The 19,029-nt window shown below is 33.7% G+C and carries 16 protein-coding genes (1 of these 16 cut by a window edge); 11 read left to right on the top strand and 5 right to left on the bottom strand.

Annotated features, from left to right (window positions below):
* Positions 1-419, bottom strand: the 5' end (the start) of a protein-coding gene (locus tag OLM61_RS20680) for a pentapeptide repeat-containing protein (RefSeq protein WP_264524479.1). It extends 661 nt beyond the left edge of the window; 419 of the gene's 1,080 nt are visible here — the first part of the coding sequence; its start codon is at positions 417-419; its stop codon lies beyond the left edge, outside the window.
* 220 nt (positions 420-639) lie between these two features.
* Between OLM61_RS20680 and OLM61_RS20675 the strand changes: the two genes are divergently transcribed.
* The 7 genes from OLM61_RS20675 to OLM61_RS20645 all read left to right on the top strand — a co-directional run bounded on the left by OLM61_RS20675 (position 640) and on the right by OLM61_RS20645 (position 8,165).
* Positions 640-1,086 carry a hypothetical protein gene (locus OLM61_RS20675; protein WP_264524478.1) on the top strand — a complete coding sequence of 149 codons (447 nt, stop codon included), beginning with the start codon at positions 640-642 and terminating at the stop codon, positions 1,084-1,086.
* 39 nt (positions 1,087-1,125) lie between these two features.
* Positions 1,126-1,875 carry a LytR/AlgR family response regulator transcription factor gene (locus tag OLM61_RS20670; RefSeq protein WP_264524477.1) on the top strand — a complete coding sequence of 250 codons (750 nt, stop codon included), beginning with the start codon at positions 1,126-1,128 and terminating at the stop codon, positions 1,873-1,875.
* Positions 1,875-3,806, top strand: a complete 1,932-nt coding sequence (locus tag OLM61_RS20665) for a sensor histidine kinase (protein WP_264524476.1) — start codon at positions 1,875-1,877, stop codon at positions 3,804-3,806. The genes OLM61_RS20670 and OLM61_RS20665 overlap by 1 nt, the downstream gene beginning before the upstream one ends.
* A 207-nt stretch (positions 3,807-4,013) precedes the next feature.
* A complete protein-coding gene (locus OLM61_RS20660) occupies positions 4,014-5,285 on the top strand; it encodes a hypothetical protein (protein ID WP_264524475.1) in 1,272 nt (423 codons plus the stop codon).
* Positions 5,286-5,303: 18 nt separating this feature from the next.
* The gene (locus tag OLM61_RS20655) at positions 5,304-6,770 is read left to right on the top strand and encodes a tetratricopeptide repeat protein (RefSeq protein WP_264524474.1); all 1,467 of its coding nucleotides are present in this window, start codon (positions 5,304-5,306) and stop codon (positions 6,768-6,770) included.
* The gene (locus OLM61_RS20650) at positions 6,757-7,320 is read left to right on the top strand and encodes a hypothetical protein (RefSeq protein ID WP_264524473.1); all 564 of its coding nucleotides are present in this window, start codon (positions 6,757-6,759) and stop codon (positions 7,318-7,320) included. Before OLM61_RS20655 ends, OLM61_RS20650 begins: the two co-directional genes overlap by 14 nt.
* A gap of 32 nt (positions 7,321-7,352) precedes the next feature.
* A complete protein-coding gene (locus tag OLM61_RS20645; protein WP_264524472.1) occupies positions 7,353-8,165 on the top strand; it encodes a hypothetical protein in 813 nt (270 codons plus the stop codon).
* A 137-nt stretch (positions 8,166-8,302) separates the two neighbouring features.
* Here OLM61_RS20645 and OLM61_RS20640 read toward each other — a convergent pair whose 3' ends face one another.
* On the bottom strand, positions 8,303-8,677 hold the full coding sequence (locus tag OLM61_RS20640) for a secretion protein (protein WP_264524471.1): 375 nt from the start codon (positions 8,675-8,677) through the stop codon (positions 8,303-8,305).
* 605 nt (positions 8,678-9,282) lie between these two features.
* Here OLM61_RS20640 and OLM61_RS20635 point away from each other — a divergent pair.
* Positions 9,283-10,305, top strand: a complete 1,023-nt coding sequence (locus OLM61_RS20635) for an META domain-containing protein (RefSeq protein ID WP_264524470.1) — start codon at positions 9,283-9,285, stop codon at positions 10,303-10,305.
* 94 nt (positions 10,306-10,399) lie between these two features.
* Here the strand turns inward: OLM61_RS20635 and OLM61_RS20630 are convergent, their stop codons facing one another.
* The gene (locus OLM61_RS20630; protein WP_264524469.1) at positions 10,400-13,114 is read right to left on the bottom strand and encodes a S8 family serine peptidase; all 2,715 of its coding nucleotides are present in this window, start codon (positions 13,112-13,114) and stop codon (positions 10,400-10,402) included.
* A gap of 689 nt (positions 13,115-13,803) precedes the next feature.
* Here OLM61_RS20630 and OLM61_RS20625 point away from each other — a divergent pair.
* Positions 13,804-14,517 carry a zinc-dependent metalloprotease gene (locus OLM61_RS20625; protein ID WP_264526403.1) on the top strand — a complete coding sequence of 238 codons (714 nt, stop codon included), beginning with the start codon at positions 13,804-13,806 and terminating at the stop codon, positions 14,515-14,517.
* Positions 14,518-14,860: 343 nt separating this feature from the next.
* Here OLM61_RS20625 and OLM61_RS20620 read toward each other — a convergent pair whose 3' ends face one another.
* A complete protein-coding gene (locus OLM61_RS20620) occupies positions 14,861-16,225 on the bottom strand; it encodes a DUF5458 family protein (protein ID WP_264524468.1) in 1,365 nt (454 codons plus the stop codon).
* A gap of 2 nt (positions 16,226-16,227) precedes the next feature.
* On the bottom strand, positions 16,228-16,683 hold the full coding sequence (locus OLM61_RS20615) for a hypothetical protein (protein ID WP_319800536.1): 456 nt from the start codon (positions 16,681-16,683) through the stop codon (positions 16,228-16,230).
* Between the two features lie 158 nt (positions 16,684-16,841).
* Here OLM61_RS20615 and OLM61_RS20610 point away from each other — a divergent pair, with 158 nt between their 5' ends.
* Positions 16,842-17,261 (top strand): GPW/gp25 family protein, encoded by a 420-nt coding sequence (locus OLM61_RS20610; RefSeq protein ID WP_264524467.1) that lies wholly within the window; start codon positions 16,842-16,844, stop codon positions 17,259-17,261.
* 9 nt (positions 17,262-17,270) lie between these two features.
* Positions 17,271-19,028 (top strand): hypothetical protein, encoded by a 1,758-nt coding sequence (locus tag OLM61_RS20605; RefSeq protein ID WP_264524466.1) that lies wholly within the window; start codon positions 17,271-17,273, stop codon positions 19,026-19,028.
* Position 19,029 lies beyond the last annotated feature (1 nt).

The raw sequence follows: 19,029 nt of genomic DNA, 5'->3' as shown, positions 1-19,029 counted from the left end.
AGATCTGATATGTCCGATCCGATAAACAAGCAGCGCTGCATATTGGAGGAACTAAATTTTTCGTTTAGATTTTTTAACCCCGAAAAGTCAGCGTCTGTCCAGTTTCCATATGACATATCCCAGCTAAGTTTTTTCTTTGGCTTTGTTGCGGGTAATTCATCAGGTTGTTTTGTCAATGGTTCAACGGCTGCCGTTTTAGTAGTTTCAGATTGAAAATTTTCAGAGAAATAGTTAAGATCAACGCCCAGAATTTCCGCCAAACGATTAAAAGTGGTGATGTCGGGCATAGATTCTCCGCGTTCCCACTTTCCAACGGCTTGTGAACTGATAAATAATTGCTCGGCAAGCTGTGCCTGAGACAAGTTTGTTTTTTTTCGCGCTACAGCAATTTTATTGCCTATCATTTTAGTATTTAACATGGTATTGTTTTTTTATTTTTAGATCTTACAAAGGTATTTGGATGTATTTCGAGAATCAAAAAAAAGCGAAAACTTATAGTTGTATTTAGGCTACTTTTGATCGCTATTTAACAACTAACGGTGGTATACATGATTTCTTACTGTTGGAACCGCTAAAATGAGGGCTACGGACTTGCATAGAAGTAAAATAGTATATATTCGCATTATAAAATTTATTTCAATGAACAACCGATTCTTTAGCAATGTGGTACTATTAACAGGTATATTATTCCTTATAATTATGGCTACTATAGCGCAGGGATACTGGGCTTTGTGGGACTATAAAACTCAACCGTCTTCTTCCTGTTTGGAGTGTGATATTTTTTTAGACTTACTGTTTTCTTCGATACTACCTGTATTTTTAATTGCGATTAGTCATGTTTTCTTGTTTAAGTTTTCGTCAAAAAAGATTTTTAGGATACTAATTACAGCTTTGATTCTCTTATCTTCATGGTGGATAATAGATACTGAAATTTTTATAGAAAGAGAAGCATCATGGAGTACTTACACGAATGTTTGGGAAGTTGGTTTCAGATTGGCTGTTATTCCAATTTTAACTGTAGGAGCATTGTTTCTTTTTCTGTTTGATTTGTTGGTTGAAAAAATTTCGTTTAAGAGGAAATCGTAAGTAGTACAATCTAAATTTATTAAAATTGTTGTTTCATATATGGACAAAATAAAAACAGTAATTATTGAAGATGAACCTGCGATAAGAAAAGAATTGCAATGGTTAGTTTTACAAGAAGAGTCTCTAAAGCTTGAAGCAATGGCGGGTTCGGTAGAAGAAGCATTGCAAATCATAAAAGATGTGAAACCAGACTTGGTGTTGATGGATATTCAGCTGTCAGACGGTACCGCTTTCGATATATTGAATCAGTTGGAAGAGCCCTCTTTTTCTATCATTTTTATTACAGCTTACAATCATTTTGCGATAAAAGCCATTAAGTATGGAGCATTGGATTATTTGCTAAAACCAATAGATGAGGGTGAATTTTCAACAGCAATACAGAAAGTTAGGAAAGTTAAACGCACTGATTATTTGAGTCAGATTAATGTTGTAAAAGAATACAGCTCCGTTAAAACTATTGAAATGAGTTCGAGTATTTGTATCACTTCTGTGGACTGCATGCAGATCGTGCGGCTGGATGAAATTATATACCTGTCAGGCGAAGGATCTTACACGCAATTTCATTTGGGTGATAAGAAAAAGATAACCGCTTCTAAACCTTTAAAATACTTCGAAGACATTCTGCCGGATCATTTTTTCATTAAGACACACCAATCTTATATTGTGAATAAAAATTTTATTGATAAATACATGAAAACGGGTGTAATCATTATGAAAAATTTGGCCGAAGTTCCCGTGGCGACCCGCAGAAAAGATTTTGTTATGGATCACCTAAATCCTTTGAGATAATGAACAAAATAGTACTTTTTTTGTTGTTGCTACTAATTTCCTGTCAGCAGAAATCGGAACATTCACTCCTCAATTCGGAAAAATTAGTAGAAAAATTACAGCAGACCAGTGATAGTTTGGATCAAAATCCATCAATAGATAAATTTGCTTTTTGGACTGGTAAACTCAAACAAAAAGATTTTTCAAAGTCGACCTCAAGTTTGGCTTTTATACATTACAATCTTGCTAAGGGCTTAGCAAAGACTGATATCGATAGTGCTAAAAAACACATCAATATAGCTTTGACTTTGATTGAAAAGGAAAAAGAGTTTAATGATCTTAAATTTACTATTTATAACGGAGCTGGTTTACTGGCAGAACTTGATGGGAAATTTTATCAGTCCGTATATTATTTCAATAAGTCAGCAGCCATCATAATGAATGATGATTCGCTGCAAAGCAAACCTTTGGCAAAAGTGATCTGTTTGCTTAATGCTGCTCAGGATAACAATAAAATTAGCCAGTATCCAAAGTCTGTAGAGCAAAATCAGCTTGCTTTGCGAATTCTGAAAAAACTGCCTGATGCTAATTATAAGTACAATTTCAGGGCCTATTCGCAGTTATTTACAGCTTGTGAAGAGAGTAAAGTTTATAAGGCAGATTCGCTTCTTTTTTACCTCCAAAAGCTGAAACATATCTCAATGGAAACAAATGATCCGATGCAAATCAGATTTGCAAATGAGCATACGGCACATTACTATACATTGAGTGATCGGTACAAGGACGCGATTCATTATTATGACTTTGTAAAACAATATGACGCGGAAATTTTGCTGGCAGACCCGGAGAAACCTGTTGCCGTAAAAAATCTGTATACTACTTTAGCCAATCTTATTGATTTAAATGTTCTAACCAAACAATTTGCAAATGCCGAAGACTTAATTAAACAGGCAGATAAAATTGAGGAGCAGCATTTTCATATTCTATCTTTTTATGAATTATGTCTTAATAAGCAGGCCAAAATGCATTATTACTTTGCTAAGGGAGATAGCACTAAAGCACAAAATCTGGCCAATCAGGTATTGGAACTGAAAGACAATATTCTAAAAAATTCAGGTATTCAGGCTACAGAAGAAATGGCTACTATTTATCAGCTGCAGGCCAAAGACAGATCGATTTACGGACTTAACCGAACTATTGATGATAAAACAGATCGCTTGGAACGTAATAAACTGCTGTTGTTTATTGTTGGATTATTGGCGCTATTAGCGATTTCATGGGTGTTTCTGCTTTATTTTTTCCAGAGACAAAAAAGACAAAAGCAGGAAAAGGAGAAAATTTTGTTGCAGCAGCAATTGCTCCGAACACAAATGGAACCTCATTTTATTTTCAATACTTTGTCTGCGCTGCAAAGTTTTATCAGATTTGATGAAAAAGAGAAATCAATCAAATACTTAAGTCAATTTAGCAGATTACTCCGAAGCAGTTTAGAATTGAGCCGTAAAAATTATGTTTCTCTTGACCAGGAGATTGAAGCCTTGGAAAATTATCTGAGTTTGCAGCAAATGCGTTTCGAGTATACGTTTACCTATGAAATACTGCTGCCTGAGATGGATACTTCTGCCGTATTAATTCCACCGATGCTTATTCAGCCTTTTGTTGAAAATGCAATTATACATGGTATTGGGAATCATTCTGATAAAGGAAGTATAGTGTTAGAAATTGAGTTGGAAAAAGATCAGTTACTGGTAAAAATTACGGACAATGGAAAAGGGTATCAAAATACATCAAACGCAGAAGCTGATCATCAGTCTTTATCGGGTACTATAGCCAAAGAGCGTTTGGATATTCTGGCCAGAGAGAATAAAATAAAAACAAGTATAGAAATTAGTTCTGGCGAAAATGGTACTGTCATATTACTGACACTTCCTGTCAAAAACCAAAGATATTAGTGCGGATTTAAAAAGGATCAGTGCGCATAACTGATTTTTGCAGCCGAATTTATATCCGTTTAAATTGATATGCTTTTATTTTTCACATTTGTGTGGAAAACAGGAAATAGAATGAAATGATTGTAAAATCTGAATTTACACATAATGGAAAATTGATTTTGCAAAAGGCAGACGCACAAGATTATATCGTTTATAAAAATGGAAAGGTTGAAAAAAAAAATTAAGAGTAATGTAATCGGTATTGCATTGTGTTTGCTGGTATTGTCGGCCTGTTCAAAAAAGGTATTGACGTATAATCCGGAACCGGAGACTGAACTTTATGCAATTGACCATAAAGAGGAGGTGAGCTTAGTTTTTTTTGATCATAACCAAGATGGTTTAGAAAAGCACTTGAATTTGCATAAAAGATTTGCTGAAGCTTTTGATACTATTCAGGAGGTGCATGTGGTTCATGTCACTCAGAATTGTGTAATTGAATTCAAGAATTATGGTTACTATTATTTTAGTAATAATGACAATGGTTCTAAATCCGGGATGATACTGTCTAACGGTGTTGATAAGCCCGTTGTGGTGACCAATCCTGATAAATATATCAAGGCATACGAATCTTATTTCGGAGTTCCATTTGATGATAAAGTGTATTACGGTGCATTAAGAAAAGCTGAAATAGCAGTACGTCAGAAAGAATCACAGGAAATATTGAAAGCAAAATTTAAAATTGACGTAAACTATGCAGATCGTTTGATAAAATACGCTAATATTTCCTATTACCCCAGAAAAGCAGCCTCTTTAACCTGCTCCAATGGGAAAGTAAGGGCAAACATCTTTGAAGGGAATACGAATAACAAAAAGAGTATTATGCAGGAAGAGAGCTTGTATGATCAAAAAGGACTATTGAAAAAGTATTCTACTTTTATGAATGAAGCCTTATTTTCGGAAGATGTCTATTATAGAAATGCAAATGATTTAATTGATAGTATTGTGCGGAAGGATCAAAAAGGATTGAAAAGCAAAAGTGTTTTTAAGTACGCAAAGAATCATTTTAATGTCATTTCTGTGGATCAGAAAAATACAATGGTTTCAAAAGTGTATCGTTTTAACGACAAATTTCAGTGTATCAATATTGAAACTCTAAACGAGAGCGGAGATGTCGTTTTAACTGCTTCTTTAAAGTATGATGACTTTGGACGAACTATTGAGGAAACCTCGGGAAATCAGACGATAAAATATGAGTATAAAAATCAAAAAGAAGATTTTTATTCCACAATGAAAATCTACAACAACACAGACCATACATTGGTTAGTGAAAATATAAGAAACGAAGAACAAGACAAGATCATTTTTATATCCAAAAGTAAAGACAAGATCCTTTCGAAAACCATCTCGTTTACTGATTCCAGAGGCTGTATTAAAAAAGTTAATATCTATAGTATGGACAATAAACTGATCAATGTATATGAATATTTTTATGAGAATTAATAAAATAAACTTTTGATTTTGAACACTAATAATTTGCCGAAAAAACAATTTATAAAGAGGAGAGTTTTATGTTTTTCGTTATTTATACTCTTTACCCTAAAAGGTTTAGGGCAAGAAAAAGTTCAGAAAGAAATCAATTACATTCGAAGCATTCGCAGAGAACCGGATAAAATTACAGTAGAATTAGGCAATAATCCGCAATTATGCTATCTACAGGTAAAAAACAATATCAATTATACTAAAAGTGATGCATTATTAAAGCAAAATGAGCAAGAAGGGTATTTTGATAATCAAAGTTTGTTTGAGATAGAAATTGAAAAGATAAGTGGCAATATAAGATCGATAAAACCATTGAGTACAAGCGAGAGTTCAAAGTTTGGATCTCTTAAACCTAATTTTTCAGGTGCTGTTGCCGCAGTTTCAACAAGTGAATTACCTGAAAAAATATATACTAAAGCACTGGAGCTTTTTAACAAAAAACAATACGAAGCTTCAATTTCTGTAATCAATGAAGCAATTGTGATAAACACTCAAAACCCTGACTATCACAGGTTAAAAGCATTGTGTTTAGGCAACTTGATGCAATACAAACAGTCTTCAGACGAAGCGAAGTTTGCACTTACAATGGATAGCGGCAATGCGGAATTGTACGAAGTAATAGCGAACAATTATTATTTTTTAAAAGATTATGCAAATGCGGTTCAGAACTTTGAAAAAGCAATTCAATATGAAAGAGAAAACATCACGAGGATTTACCACAACTACATACGATGCCTGATCGAAATTCCTAATCCGCAAAGAGCTATAGAAGTTTATAAGCTTTATCAATATCGAACAGATAATTTAACCCGATATGCAGATTACTTAGGGAATTTTGAAAGCGATTTGGAATTTTATAGCGGACAAGCTTACCAGCAGCTAAAGGACTGGCAAAATGCTCTTGATATTTACGACAGATTGATTGTGATGTATCCTGATGTTTATGGATATCGTGCCCAAAGAGGAAGGCTTTTTCAGGAGAAGGGAGATTTTTTGGCCGCAATTAATGATTTGACATCAGCATTAAAACTCGATCCGAAAGAAAGTATTTTATTGGTTAACCTTGCACAAATATATCAGGAAATTAAGGAGTACAAAAAGGCCGAAGCAGCTTATAAAGAATATTTGTATAAAAATAAAGGGGATAGTGTACAAATTAGTAACTATGGCTACCTTTTGCTGGATCAGGGACATTACCAGAATGCACAGGCAAAGTTTGAAGTGTCTTTTAAAATTGATAAAAAAAACATTGATACACATATAGGACTTATACTTACAGCTTATTTGCTTGGAGATACGAAGAAAAAGAATTTATTTATTGCGGATGCAAAATCACAATTTCCGGAAATTCCAATTAGTCCGACAACATTAAATTCATTAATACAAACGGGGAATTATTACTATTCTGAAAAAATTATAACCATCTGGAAAAATGCGATTAATTAAGCCTGCTGTTGTATTGAAGTATATGGTATTGTTTGTCGCATTTTCTAATATGTGTTATGCGGGAGGGCTTTCTGCCTGGGAGGATGCTACTCCTTATGGCAATAAACTTTATTATGATGGAGGAAGTGAGCGGCTCGTAGAATTAACTCTTAAAGAGAAGGAGGTGTGGTTTAAAGAATTTTATTTCTACAAAAACTATACGGTTGCAAAAGGGGATGCTGCTTTTTATATTATTGATGAAAAAAAGGATAAGATAGAAGTCTTTCACAGCAAACAGGACTTTGAGAAAACCTTAAAAGAAAAAGAACTAACCCCTTTTTTTATCGTTCGCTGGTACGATGATAATTATGGAAGCAATAAATTCTGGATACCTTTTTCATTGGTTTTATTTCCGTTTCCTTTTTTAATGCCAATCCTTTGGCTGATCTGCTTAATAAGCTTGTTTCGGCAATCAGATAAAATGGTTTTTTTGAAAAAAATAATAGTCTTTAGCTATCCGCTAATTGGAGTGTTGGTATGGATAGTTTACAATGTTCCTCAAAGTTTTTAAAATAGTAATCCGTGTTTTTTACCTAATAATTTATGAATGTAAGATATTTCATTTTTGTAGTAGTGTTGCTTGTTTCCTGTAAAGAACCTGGAAAAAGTAAATCAGTCTTATTAAGATCAAACATCATCAAAAATTCACAGCAGAAGAAGAATTTAGATACGGCGGAAGAATCAAAAGCTCCGAAATATAGCAAAATTATCGAAGTGGGATACTATGAAAAATTAGAAGGCCTTTCTCATCTTCAACTGGACAGTATTGAAGAAGCTGATTATAATAAGATTGCAGCGAAAAAAAGTTTTGAAATTACAGAAATAGAGAGACAAAATGATTTTTTTTATATCCAGGGAGCAAAACAAAAGTTTGAATTTAAAAAGTATAAAGATTATAAAGGAGAATTAAGCTGGAGTGGTTATGAGTATCTTGGACATTGTGCCGTTTTAAATTTAGCGGCCCTACAAGAGTCCAGTACTGCCGATTATCTGGGATTTTCGGAAATGCAATTGTTAGATACTTCCAACGATGTACTGTTTAAAATCATTTCTTTGGGCGATGCAAGCGTTTCAATTCCGGAGCTTTCACCGGATCATAAGTTTATGATCTATTTTCAAAATCCAGAGTATGAGTCAAAAAATCAGGCTATAGTAATTTTGAAAGTGAATGATAAAACCGATCCAACGAAGTTCTTAACAGAGTATAAAAGCTGTCTTTCAGAAAGTGATTATACAATAGAGGAGATTAAATGGAAAAGCAATACTGTAATTTACATAAAAGCGTATCAGTCATCTGGCTTTGATTCAAACGGAAAAGAGCTGAGAGCTTATTTTTATTATAAAGCCGAGATTTAAGAAATCGAACCCCTAGCGGCTAAAATAGCCAAAACCAGTAGTAATACATAGCGTGTTTATCATAAAAAAAACAGCTCATGGAGCTGCTCTTATTCAACTCAAAATAGAGTCGTCCTTTGATTGTGGGGGCAAAAAGGTTAATCTTGTAAAGAAAGGCTCTCACTTACAGCTTTGGCTGTTATTTTTTTTGCTGTAACTTCGATTTTGTGCGTCATCACCTTACCATTTTCTATTATCTCTAAAAAGTAAAAATCGGACGAACTGCCTTCTAAACTTATTGTTGTTGATATTTCTAATTTGTTTGTTTCAGACTCTCTGGAGTAAATTAAATTTCGATTTTCATCATAAATATTGAAAGAGGAACTTTCGGCAGCATCCAGTGTAAAGTTTATTACTTTTTGATCTCCGGTCGCTATAGTCAAAGTGTAATCGCGTGTATTTTCATCAGCATAAGTATAAATTGACGACAATAATAAGTCACCAATAAATACTGTTTTACTAAATTGTGTCATTCTTTAATCGTTTGATAGTCAAATAAAATTGAGGCGCAAAATTAGAAAATTAATTAAGTTTTATTCAAAAAAATCCTATTTTTATATTGGTAAATTGCTGAATTATAGATATTTTGGTGTTTTTATTAAATTATAGGGTAAAACCGCAACTGTTCGAGTTTCTTTTTATACTTCTTATAAAAAAAGAAATTGATTGTCAGTTTATTAGCATTAAAAATTTTGTACTTTTAATACAGAATTCGCTCTTTCGAAATTTTTCGATCCAAAAAAGCATCTAAAAATATTCCGGATCGATCATTTTTAAATCAAATATGAAAGTAATGGCAGTGTCATGAAACTTACAACAGCCGAAATTGCATTGCAATTGTAGCAGAAAAAAGAAGGCCGGAGTATGGGGTAACTAGTCGGTTTGCAGTATAGTTAGTAGTTGCGTAGCCCTAAAAAGAAGGATGTAAAAGATAAAAACTCCCGTAAAATAAGGCTTTGCCGGAGGTATAAAAAAAAGTTAAAAACAAACTGCTTTGTTCAAATGGCACAGTTAATGCTAACCAAGGAAATATAGTATAATCAGAATACTTAATGAAGTATTACAAAATTTAAAAAGAATGAGAAGATTTAAAGGTATGTATGTTTTTATGATCGTGTTATTATCATCAATTACATATGGTCAGGAGAATTTAAGAATGTTTGTAAGAGAGAATAAAGTACCATGTCAGGGTGTTGCTCCAATGGAATGTTTACAGGTAAAGTATGACAATGATAAAGACTGGCAGTTTTTTTATAATCATATTGACGGTTTCAATTTTGAACAAGGAAACCGATATGAGCTTATGGTGACCAGAACAAAAAGACAGGGTGTTGTTCCTGCTGATGCTTCTTTATACGAATACAAACTGAAAAGTATTATTTCGAAAACGGCTGTAAAAGAGCAGAAAGGGATTTACAATACAAAAATGATCCTGACTCAGTTGAATGGAAAAAAGATAAATAATGGTAAAGCATTTATCACCATAAACCAGGAAACAGGTACAATCAGCGGTAAAAACGGCTGCAATAACTTTAATGTAAAATATACAAAGCTTGCTGCAAAAAATCAGATCAAAACCGATGCTCCTTTTGGAACTTTAATGGCTTGTGACGACAAGAGCATGAAATTAGAGCATGAATTTAGCGAAGCAATAAAAGATAAAAAGTTTAAAATTGTAAAGAAAAACAATAAAGTACAGTTTAAAAACTTAAAGAACAAGACTGTTATGGAGTTTGCCATTCCAACTCAAAATGAACTTTGGAGTTTTATTGGTAAGAACAACTGGAAATTAATTATGCTTGAAAATGTGGGGATGGATTATGGCCGTGCTTCTATTAAATTTGATACAGCAAAAAAACAAGTGAGTGGAAATACAGGTTGTAACAATTTTGGAGGAACTTACGAAAGTAAAGGAGACCGTGTTGTTTTTAATAATGTAAGAACTACTGCAATGGCATGTATTGGTGAAGAAGGGAATAAAACAGAGCAAAAGATAATATCTTATTTAAACAGTAAAGAGCTGCGTTTTGATGTAGCAGATCAGACACTGAATTTTTATTTGAATGACAAATTGGTAATGATGTTTGGAATTACAAAGTAAAACTTTCACTGCCTATAAGAATAAACAAGCCTGACGATATTCGTCAGGCTTGTTTGTTTATAGACGTATCGTTACTTAAAGAGCCGACAGTAGTTTAAAAAACGGCAATTTTTCCTGATTGTATTTCGCCTGAGCTTGTAATTATTTTATAGAGATAAATTCCGGAGGCAATATTTTTCAGCGTAACAGTATTGGTTTTAGAAAGTAATGGGAAAGTATTAGTCATTTGTCCGCTGACATTATACAAGTAAAGAGTGGCGCTTCCCTCTTTTTTGGCTTCAATACTTAAGTCTTCATTTTTGCTTAATAAGGTAGGGTGTATCAAAAATAAAGCATCCCCTAAATAATTGGCATCAACGATTAGAGAACTTATTACCGTATTGTTGGCCAGAATAAGGTTTATTTTATATTTATTTCGTCCCTTTGTCGGAGCGGGATCTAAAAATGAAAATGTTTTTGAACCGATATCACTTGTTGTACTAATAACAGTTTCGGCATCGTCGCTTATTTTGACCAGTTCAATTCTTTTGATATTGTATAAGCTAAAAAGACTGGTGTTAATTTTTATTTTATCCTCCTCAAAAACTTCTGCCAAAGCAAACTCAAAATAGCAATTTGAGTTTTGGGCATACTGCAATGTCGACTCACTTTTTATTCCTTCATTAGTGTCAAAAACAGGAACAACAGTATAAATTTTCCCGTCCGTATAGGCGTAAGTTGCGTTTGTGGTTTGTTGTTTAAATTCGAAACCATTGTTAGTGAGTTGATAGATGTTAAAGGAGGTAACAGCAGCAGGCTGGTCCCAATTAATCTCGGTCGTACCGTCGCAGACTAAACTGGAACGGATGTTTAAATCGTATGAAATCGTAAAGCTATCAGAGATATAATCGGTAGTACCAATGATCATCTTTAATTTTGCCCTTGAAAATTTTTGCTCTTTTGGAGTATACGTAAACTGCTCATTGTTTAAAGGGATATCATTTGCAATAACCTCCCAGGTTTGCCCATTATTGTAACTAATAGATAATTGCCCGGAGGTGCCGGAAAAGGACGAATTCCATTTGAAAGGAGAAATAATCCGGCCATCATAAGGGAAATTATCATTTTGAATGGGGTAGTTCCATTCAAATCGATTTTGAAGTTCGTACTCGTAAGCGATGCTGTATTCCTGAGAGGCATTCGAAACATAGGAACCCATAACATTGATCGTATAGGATCCGGATGCGGGATTTTCAATTGTCACCTGTTCGATGGTATTTATTTTGTCTTTTCCTCTTACGGCTTGCTGCTGAGGGATATCAGGATTAAGAATCCAGGGCAAAGTAGTAGTGTTGTCAGCCGAAACAACTTCCAGGTCTAAATCGTTTACCAGACTTATATTGCTGTTTATTGCGGCAGGCAAATCATTCCAGACTAATGTAATTTTTAAGTTTTTTGCATTTACCGGCAGGGTAATAGTGTGTGAAGTGGTTTGCCCGGATGCGAGATTACCGGATAGCATTCTATTTTCACTGATTGTTTTTAAACTTTTGTCCGCATTGATATTGCCATAACCATAAGTAAAATCGGGACCCGGATTGCCTAAATCCTTTGCACTATTAATTAAAATTGCCTTTGCCAGCGCATTATTCAAAGGGGTATTGTATGTCGTTTTGTAATGTTGTTTCATAAGTGTGATAATACCTGTGGCCAAGGCTGTCGAATTTGAAGTTCCCTGCATGCTATAGGCTACCAGCTCTGGTTTTATACGACCGTCATAGGCCGGACCTTTTGAAGAAAAAGGCATAACTACTCCGTTTTGGTCAATACACCCCACTACAATACTGTTTTTGGATTGCTTGAAATTACCAGTAATCGATTTGTATCCCTGAAGGCCTATATTTCCGGAGGAAAAACAGTGGGTCAAATTGGTATTGGAGTACAATTGCGCGTCATAAGCATTGGCAAGGGAGCCATAAAAATTCTCAATCACGGTGCCGTACGAATGATTCTGAGTGGTGGCACCCTGTAAATTGGCTACGTCATCAGGAAAGATATTCGATAAGTCAGAGGAGTGTATTTTAGACTTTGGAGCAACTCCTTTTCCTAGTACAGAACCGTTTCCTGATCCCGAAGTTATAGTCGCCATTGCGGTGGAATGGACGGTTACGGTAGTGGATTGCCCCGTAGAAGGAATGAGTTTGTTTAATAAATCAACATCATTTACATCAAAAAGGTCGTCTTTGATGGCTACAACCTGATTTTCGCCCGTTAGAAGAGGAAAATTAATATTGGCTTTATTGATAGAATTGATCGTAAAGTTTTGATCTACTATTTTAGATTCAGTTTTTGGCTGCAGTGATTCCTGAGAAACAGAAGTTACACTGCTCAAATTGATAATGGCATCTATGATCTTTTTGGAATCACTTTTTAGAACTACAAGATGGTTGTTGAGTATTTTGACGTCAGAAATGTTTATTGATTTCAGGTCGGCAATTAAGGTTTTGAGGGTATCTGTTGCGATGATATACGGCTTGTCTGCTGTATGATTTGAAAAGTCGGCTGGTAGTTTCCATAAATTATTAACCGGACTAATGTTGTTTAAAGTACGATTAGTTTTTGAGGTTTTATTTGCAACAATACAAAAAGTGTCGTCCAGTTTTTTTACAATCTTGTACTGAAAGTGGCGTGCATTTTCTAAAGAGGTAAGATAGTATGGCTCCAATTTTCTTTCATTTTCCTTTTTTATGTAGTGTTTCCATTTTTCGGGACTTTGTGCGAGACTAATTGTCGTAATCAAAAAAAGGAGGAAAATAATTGGTGTCTTCATTTACTATGGGGGTTAGGGCAGTTATAAGGATTTACTCCAATTCACATAAAAAATACGCTTGCAGCGGTTGATCGCTTCTAGATTTAGACAATGCAAGAGAGAAATTTATGTTTAATGATTTCTAAGTGAAATATTTATCCATTGTGAGAAAATCAAAGTTATTAAAATATTTGTAAAAAAAATACGAGTTTTTATTTCCTACAGTATCTTCAAAATAGTTACGTCTACTAATCGCATTTTAGTTTCCATATTCTACTTTAAATGTGATGTCAATTTGCAAATTCATTTTTTAGCAGGAGTAACCTAAGATTGAATATTAAAAACGTATTTTTATAGATAACATTCTGATTTGTATTTAATTATTGGTTTTACTGGGCTCAGCGCAATAATCAGATAATTATGATTAAAAATTCTTAAATTAATTTCATAACAAAAACTGTTAAAATTGTTAAATTACTGTTTTATAAGTATTTTAATATAAAAAATATTTAAGTTTGGAGATAAATAGTATTAATATTTTGTAAAGATCCCCACATTACCAAACTTTTTTAACAACCAAAAAAAACCTGTTTATGAAAAAAATGAAATCAATTTTAGCCTTGTCATTTATGGCGCTAATGGTGTTGTCTTGTAACAAAGATGATCAAGCTGATCAACCAAAAGACGGATCTCTTCAAGTAACACAAGAGGTGTTGAATAAAATTAGTGCACTTGCGCTAAATAATAAGGATGTTCAAGTGATTAAAAACACGAAGTTAGATGGTACCACTGAGGATGCGTTCCTTATTGAAGGTGATATCATTATGACGGAAGAACAATTAAATAAAATGAATATTCATGGAGGTATTACCACAGAACAATACCGCACTACTAATTTAGTATCTACTCCAAAAACGATTAAAATTGTTGGATTATCCGGGACTGGAACAACAGCTTTAAGCACAAATATGCGTGCTGGATTGCAAGCGGCAGTAAACAGATACAATAGTTTAGGACTGTCTATCAACTTTACACTAACTTTTAGTTCAAGTACTACAGGTGCAAACATTGTAGTAAGAAGACAATCCGGAGGTGCCGGTGGAGTAGCTGGTTTCCCTTCAGGAGGGAATCCTTTTAACTCTGTTACATTGTATTCTGGATTAGATACTTATTCAGTTAATGTAAATGCGCACGTAGCTGCACACGAAATTGGTCACTGTATTGGTTTACGCCATACAGATTATTTCAGCCGTCAAAGCTGTGGTCAAAATTCAAACGAAGGAGCAGCTGGTGTTGGAGCAATTCATATCCCGGGAACACCTACAGGATATGACTCAACATCTTACATGAGAGCATGTTTCAGTTCAAATGAAACTGGAGCTTTCAATGCTAACGATGTTACAGCTCTTAACTATTTATACTAGAATTTAACTAAGGGCTCTCTTTACAAAATAACAGAGGCTGTTTCATCATTTGAAACAGCCTCTTTTTTATTGGAAACCGTCGGGTTTAAATCATTTGTTGCTGTTGTTTCGTAATTGGATTTATGTATTACATGGTTAACATTGATTCAAAAGATGCGCTCAGGGATATTTTATCCGCTGATAACAATGTTTAAATTACTTTAGTCTTTAATTGTTTGTTTTTTTATTGTTAATTAAATGATGCTTAATTAAAACCGATACACCAAAGTATTTTAAAAAGAGACCAAAAAAAACCTCAAAAAGATTTTAAACTTTTTGAGGCTTATACTAATTCAGGATGCGATTAAACTTGTTTGTAATCGCTATGCCATACTGCTTCTTCCGGACCATCTCCTTTGTGTCCATCTAATTGAATTACAAAGCTTTTAGCAGGGAAATAAGGTGTAATGTGGATGTCCAGTAAAATTCTGTCCTTTTGAGTTTTATCCTGCTCAATTTTCATTACCGTAAACTTCTCGATAAGATTAGCAGGTCCTTTAATTCCATCCAAAAATTTAATGATTTGGCTTCTTAAGTCAGCTTCAGTTCTGGTTGTCCAGTTTTCAAAGGCTCTTCTGTTTAAGAAATCAAAAAGTACTTTTGTAATGTGGTCAAATACTCTAACTACTGAATAAGTTTGTAAACCTAAGTTATCTCCGTTGAATAAAGTTTTAGCAGAGAAAGCCATAATTTTGCTGTATTCATTTACCATAGGAACTAATCCCATTTTTTCGATTTCAGAGATTTCGCTTTTCTTCAAGTCAAAACGAACGCTTTCTACTTCATTCAAACCTCCAAACTTTTTACCGGCAACAACCTGAGACATTAAAGTTTTGTAGATTTTACCTGCTAATGAAGTGGATGGCGGTACATATAAGTTGTCTTCTTCTCCAACTTCATCATATTTACTTCTTCCAAGTAAATAGTTACAAGTCATGATCGTATTTGATTTGTATACATCACCTCCGGTATGGTTGGCATTAAAGAAAATATCGATAACATCATCCGGTGTTTCAAGATCCTGGAAGTCAGTTAACAGTACTGTTTTGTTCTCGTGTGCGATTTTAGACCATTTGTCTAATACTGCATTTGAACCTAAATAACCTGGTACTGAAAGGATAGAGTAGTTTTTTCTCAAGTCTAATCTGTCAAAATTTTGTTTTAATTCGTTTGAAACATAATCAATAAACAAACTATTGTCAAGATCTTTTAATTGAGAGATATCTGCATTAACGATCGTAACATTTTTGATTTTGTCACTTTCTGCATTTTTATAAAATAAAGCAACACTTCTATAAGATGTTTCTAATTCTCTTGAAACATTTAAAGCGTATTTTAAATTTTTGTTTAAAGTTGAATCTGCTGATGTCGCTTTAGCATTAGCTACTTCGATCATAGATTCTACTGATTGATTGCTTTTTAGCAAATCCAGCCACAAATCCAGTCTGTTGGTAAGAGTTGTTCTCTCACTTTCCCATTGCGCATCGTTAAGAAAAATATTTTTTCTGGCTTTTCTGGTAGGGTTTAGATTTGATAATCCGTCAATTACGTTTTCTAAAAAGGCAAAACCGCCGTATTCATTTAATAAATTTATTTTACTGCCTTGTTCCTGAACCAATTGTTCTACTGAAGAACCATGACTTTTTTGTTCTTTGGTTTGAGTTGCCATATTTATTGTTTGTTGGTGTTAATTTCGTTCTTCGCGTTTTCAAGTAATTCGATTATAGCCTCTTTAACAGCTGGGTCCTGAATAGCTTTTATTAAACCTCTGTTACTCGAAAGTTGGCGTACAATTTTATAAGCCTGTTCTTTTTCGGTATTTAGTTTATTTAAAAAAGGACTATTCTCTTTAATCGATTTGGCTCCAAAATCTCCCAGGTTTTGAAATACCATGGATTCATTTAAATCTGAACCTTCTTCCGTAGAAAATTCAAAATCTACACTCGGTTTGTACTTTTCAAAAACAGCTTCTACCGTCTGCAAATCATACACAGCTTCCGGTCCAACCGGCTGCTCATTTGTAAGTTTTTGAATTAGTAATGTTCTGTTTGAAGGAATTTCTAAAATAGATTCATTGGCGTCAATCTTTACTTCATTGCCACCAATACCATAATTGAACATGCTCATAATTTAATAGGATTATTAGTTAAGTGTGTAAAACTAGTAAAAAAAAACTTTAAATTATTATTGATTTGTAAGTATTTTATTTGGATTTTTGTCGTATCCTGCCGGGATTTTTGTAATGTTATAAAATTATCATAATTCAATTAAATTTGTGTTAAAAAATGAAATATCTGAAATATCCCGTTAATTTTAAGTCGTTATTAAGAGGCTCTCAAGAAAATTTTTGTAAGATTGAAGAATCAATTGCGTACAACATTATGATGATCATTACGACCTCTTTTGGAGAGATACCAGAGACGCCGGGATACGGGACTATTATTTGGGATTTAGAATTTAATCAACATATAAAAAAAAGAGATTGGGAAGATTTGGTACGAAAATCATTGCAGGAATCGATTACCGAATTTGAAAAAAGACTATTGCTAAGTGAAATTACGATTTCTTTAGATGAGATTGATGATAAGGAGTTAGCCTCAAGCATCAGGAGAAAAGCGAATATAGTTGTAAAAGGTTCGATTATAGAAAGCTTAGTTCCGTTTAATTTTCATACTAAATTGAATATCAGCCCAATTTCTCAATAATACCACAATATGAAAGACGTTAAGTTTGTTGAAATAAAAAATAGAATACAGAAAAAGTGTTTAGAAATCTGGGGTATTGAGGACATCAACATGGCAGATCCTCTGGTAATGATGTTGTTAGACGTTTTTGTCCATGAACTTTATTACCTGCATCACGAAGGAGTTGAATCCGACAACAAAATTATTGAGCGCATTGCTCAGGAAATTGTACCAAGTCAGTGGAATCTGCCCATGCCTGCGCATACTCTGGCCAGTACAAGTGTCACTAATGGAATTGTCCTCTTAAACGACGATACCGAATTTGTTGTAAAATCGAATATGGTAACCAGTGTCGATGCCGATATTCATTTTACTCCATTTGCAAACGAAAGTGTCATTGAAGGCGAAATTAGCTTTCAATTGCACGACTCTTTTTTAATTGACTCTTCAAAACATGTGAAGCATTTACCTGCGCCGCACAGAATTTCAGATCATCGTATTTGGATTGGTCTGGATGCCTCCAAAGAGAATCTGGAGAAGCTTAATTCGTTGAAATTTACTTTTATAACAGAAGATTCGTCCTTAGATTCTTTTCTGCAATTTATCGTAGTAAAGGACACTTTAGGAAATACTCTTGAAATTGAAAGAGAAACTTTTGATGAAGTTCAGGACAACAAACATTATACAGAAACGATAAAATCATTCTATAAAAATTTTATTTACAGATTAAAGCTGAACCCTGAAAATTTGGTCTACGAATCGATAGTAGATAAGTTTAAAATTGAAAAAGAAAGCCTGAAGTCGGGTAAAAAAAATACGGGATTAATTTGGCTGGAATTTATATTTCCTGAAATTTTCTCTAAAGCAGAGCTGGATAAAATTCAGATCAAAATAAATACTTTTCCCGTTATCAATCGAAAGTTAAACAACAGAGTACACAATGCCAAGCTAGAGGGAAGGCTTTTTGCAATGAAAGCCGAGAGTAATACCCATTTTTTGGATGTGGCCAGAATTTTTAACGAAAAAAATGTTGAATTCACCAACGGTATAAAACAACCGAATCATCTTAGTTCTAATGTATTCACTATTTTTTATGGTGGATTGGAGAATTATGATTCACGAACCGCAAAGTTTTTCCTTAAAAAATTAGCCCGTGCACTGAGAGAAGATATTAGTTCTTTCTCAAACATTAATGCCGATTATATTGATGCTACGATGACCAGAATTAATGAGGAAATTAATTCAATTGAAAGTAAAATTAATAGCAGTTACAACAAAGTTAGCGAAGAGGAGGTATATGCTTTAATTCACGAAACCGATAAATCTAAAATTCTGTATTGCTCATACTGGACTTCAAATGGGCAGTCGGCCAACAACTTAAAAAAAGGAACTATTTTAAAACAAACCGCTTTGTCTGAATTGGTTCAGGATGCCACTGTTTTTGAAACAAGTTCGGTTGGAGGAATTTACAGAAACAACAAAGCAGAAAAACTGATCAATTTGAGATACGGCTTTCTGTCTAAAGAAAGATTAGTAACCAAACAAGACATAAAATCGGCCGTACACTACCATTTAAGAAATATTACCAAAGAGGTATTTATTAAAGATGGAGTTGGTATTAGCGATCAAAGAAAAAAAGGCTTATTCAGAACTATTGATATAGAAGTTGTTTTACAGGATAAGTATGCTATGCAGATCGAAAACAAGCAGAAAATTGGGTTGTTTTTAAAAGAGACCTTAGAAAAACAGTCTGTTATGAACATTCCATTTCAAATTACAATTAACTAAA

Source organism: Flavobacterium sp. N502536, from assembly GCF_025947345.1.
Lineage (GTDB): Bacteria > Bacteroidota > Bacteroidia > Flavobacteriales > Flavobacteriaceae > Flavobacterium.
The sequence above is the reverse complement of the archived record's forward strand: the minus strand, read 5'-3'. Positions and strand labels throughout refer to the sequence as shown.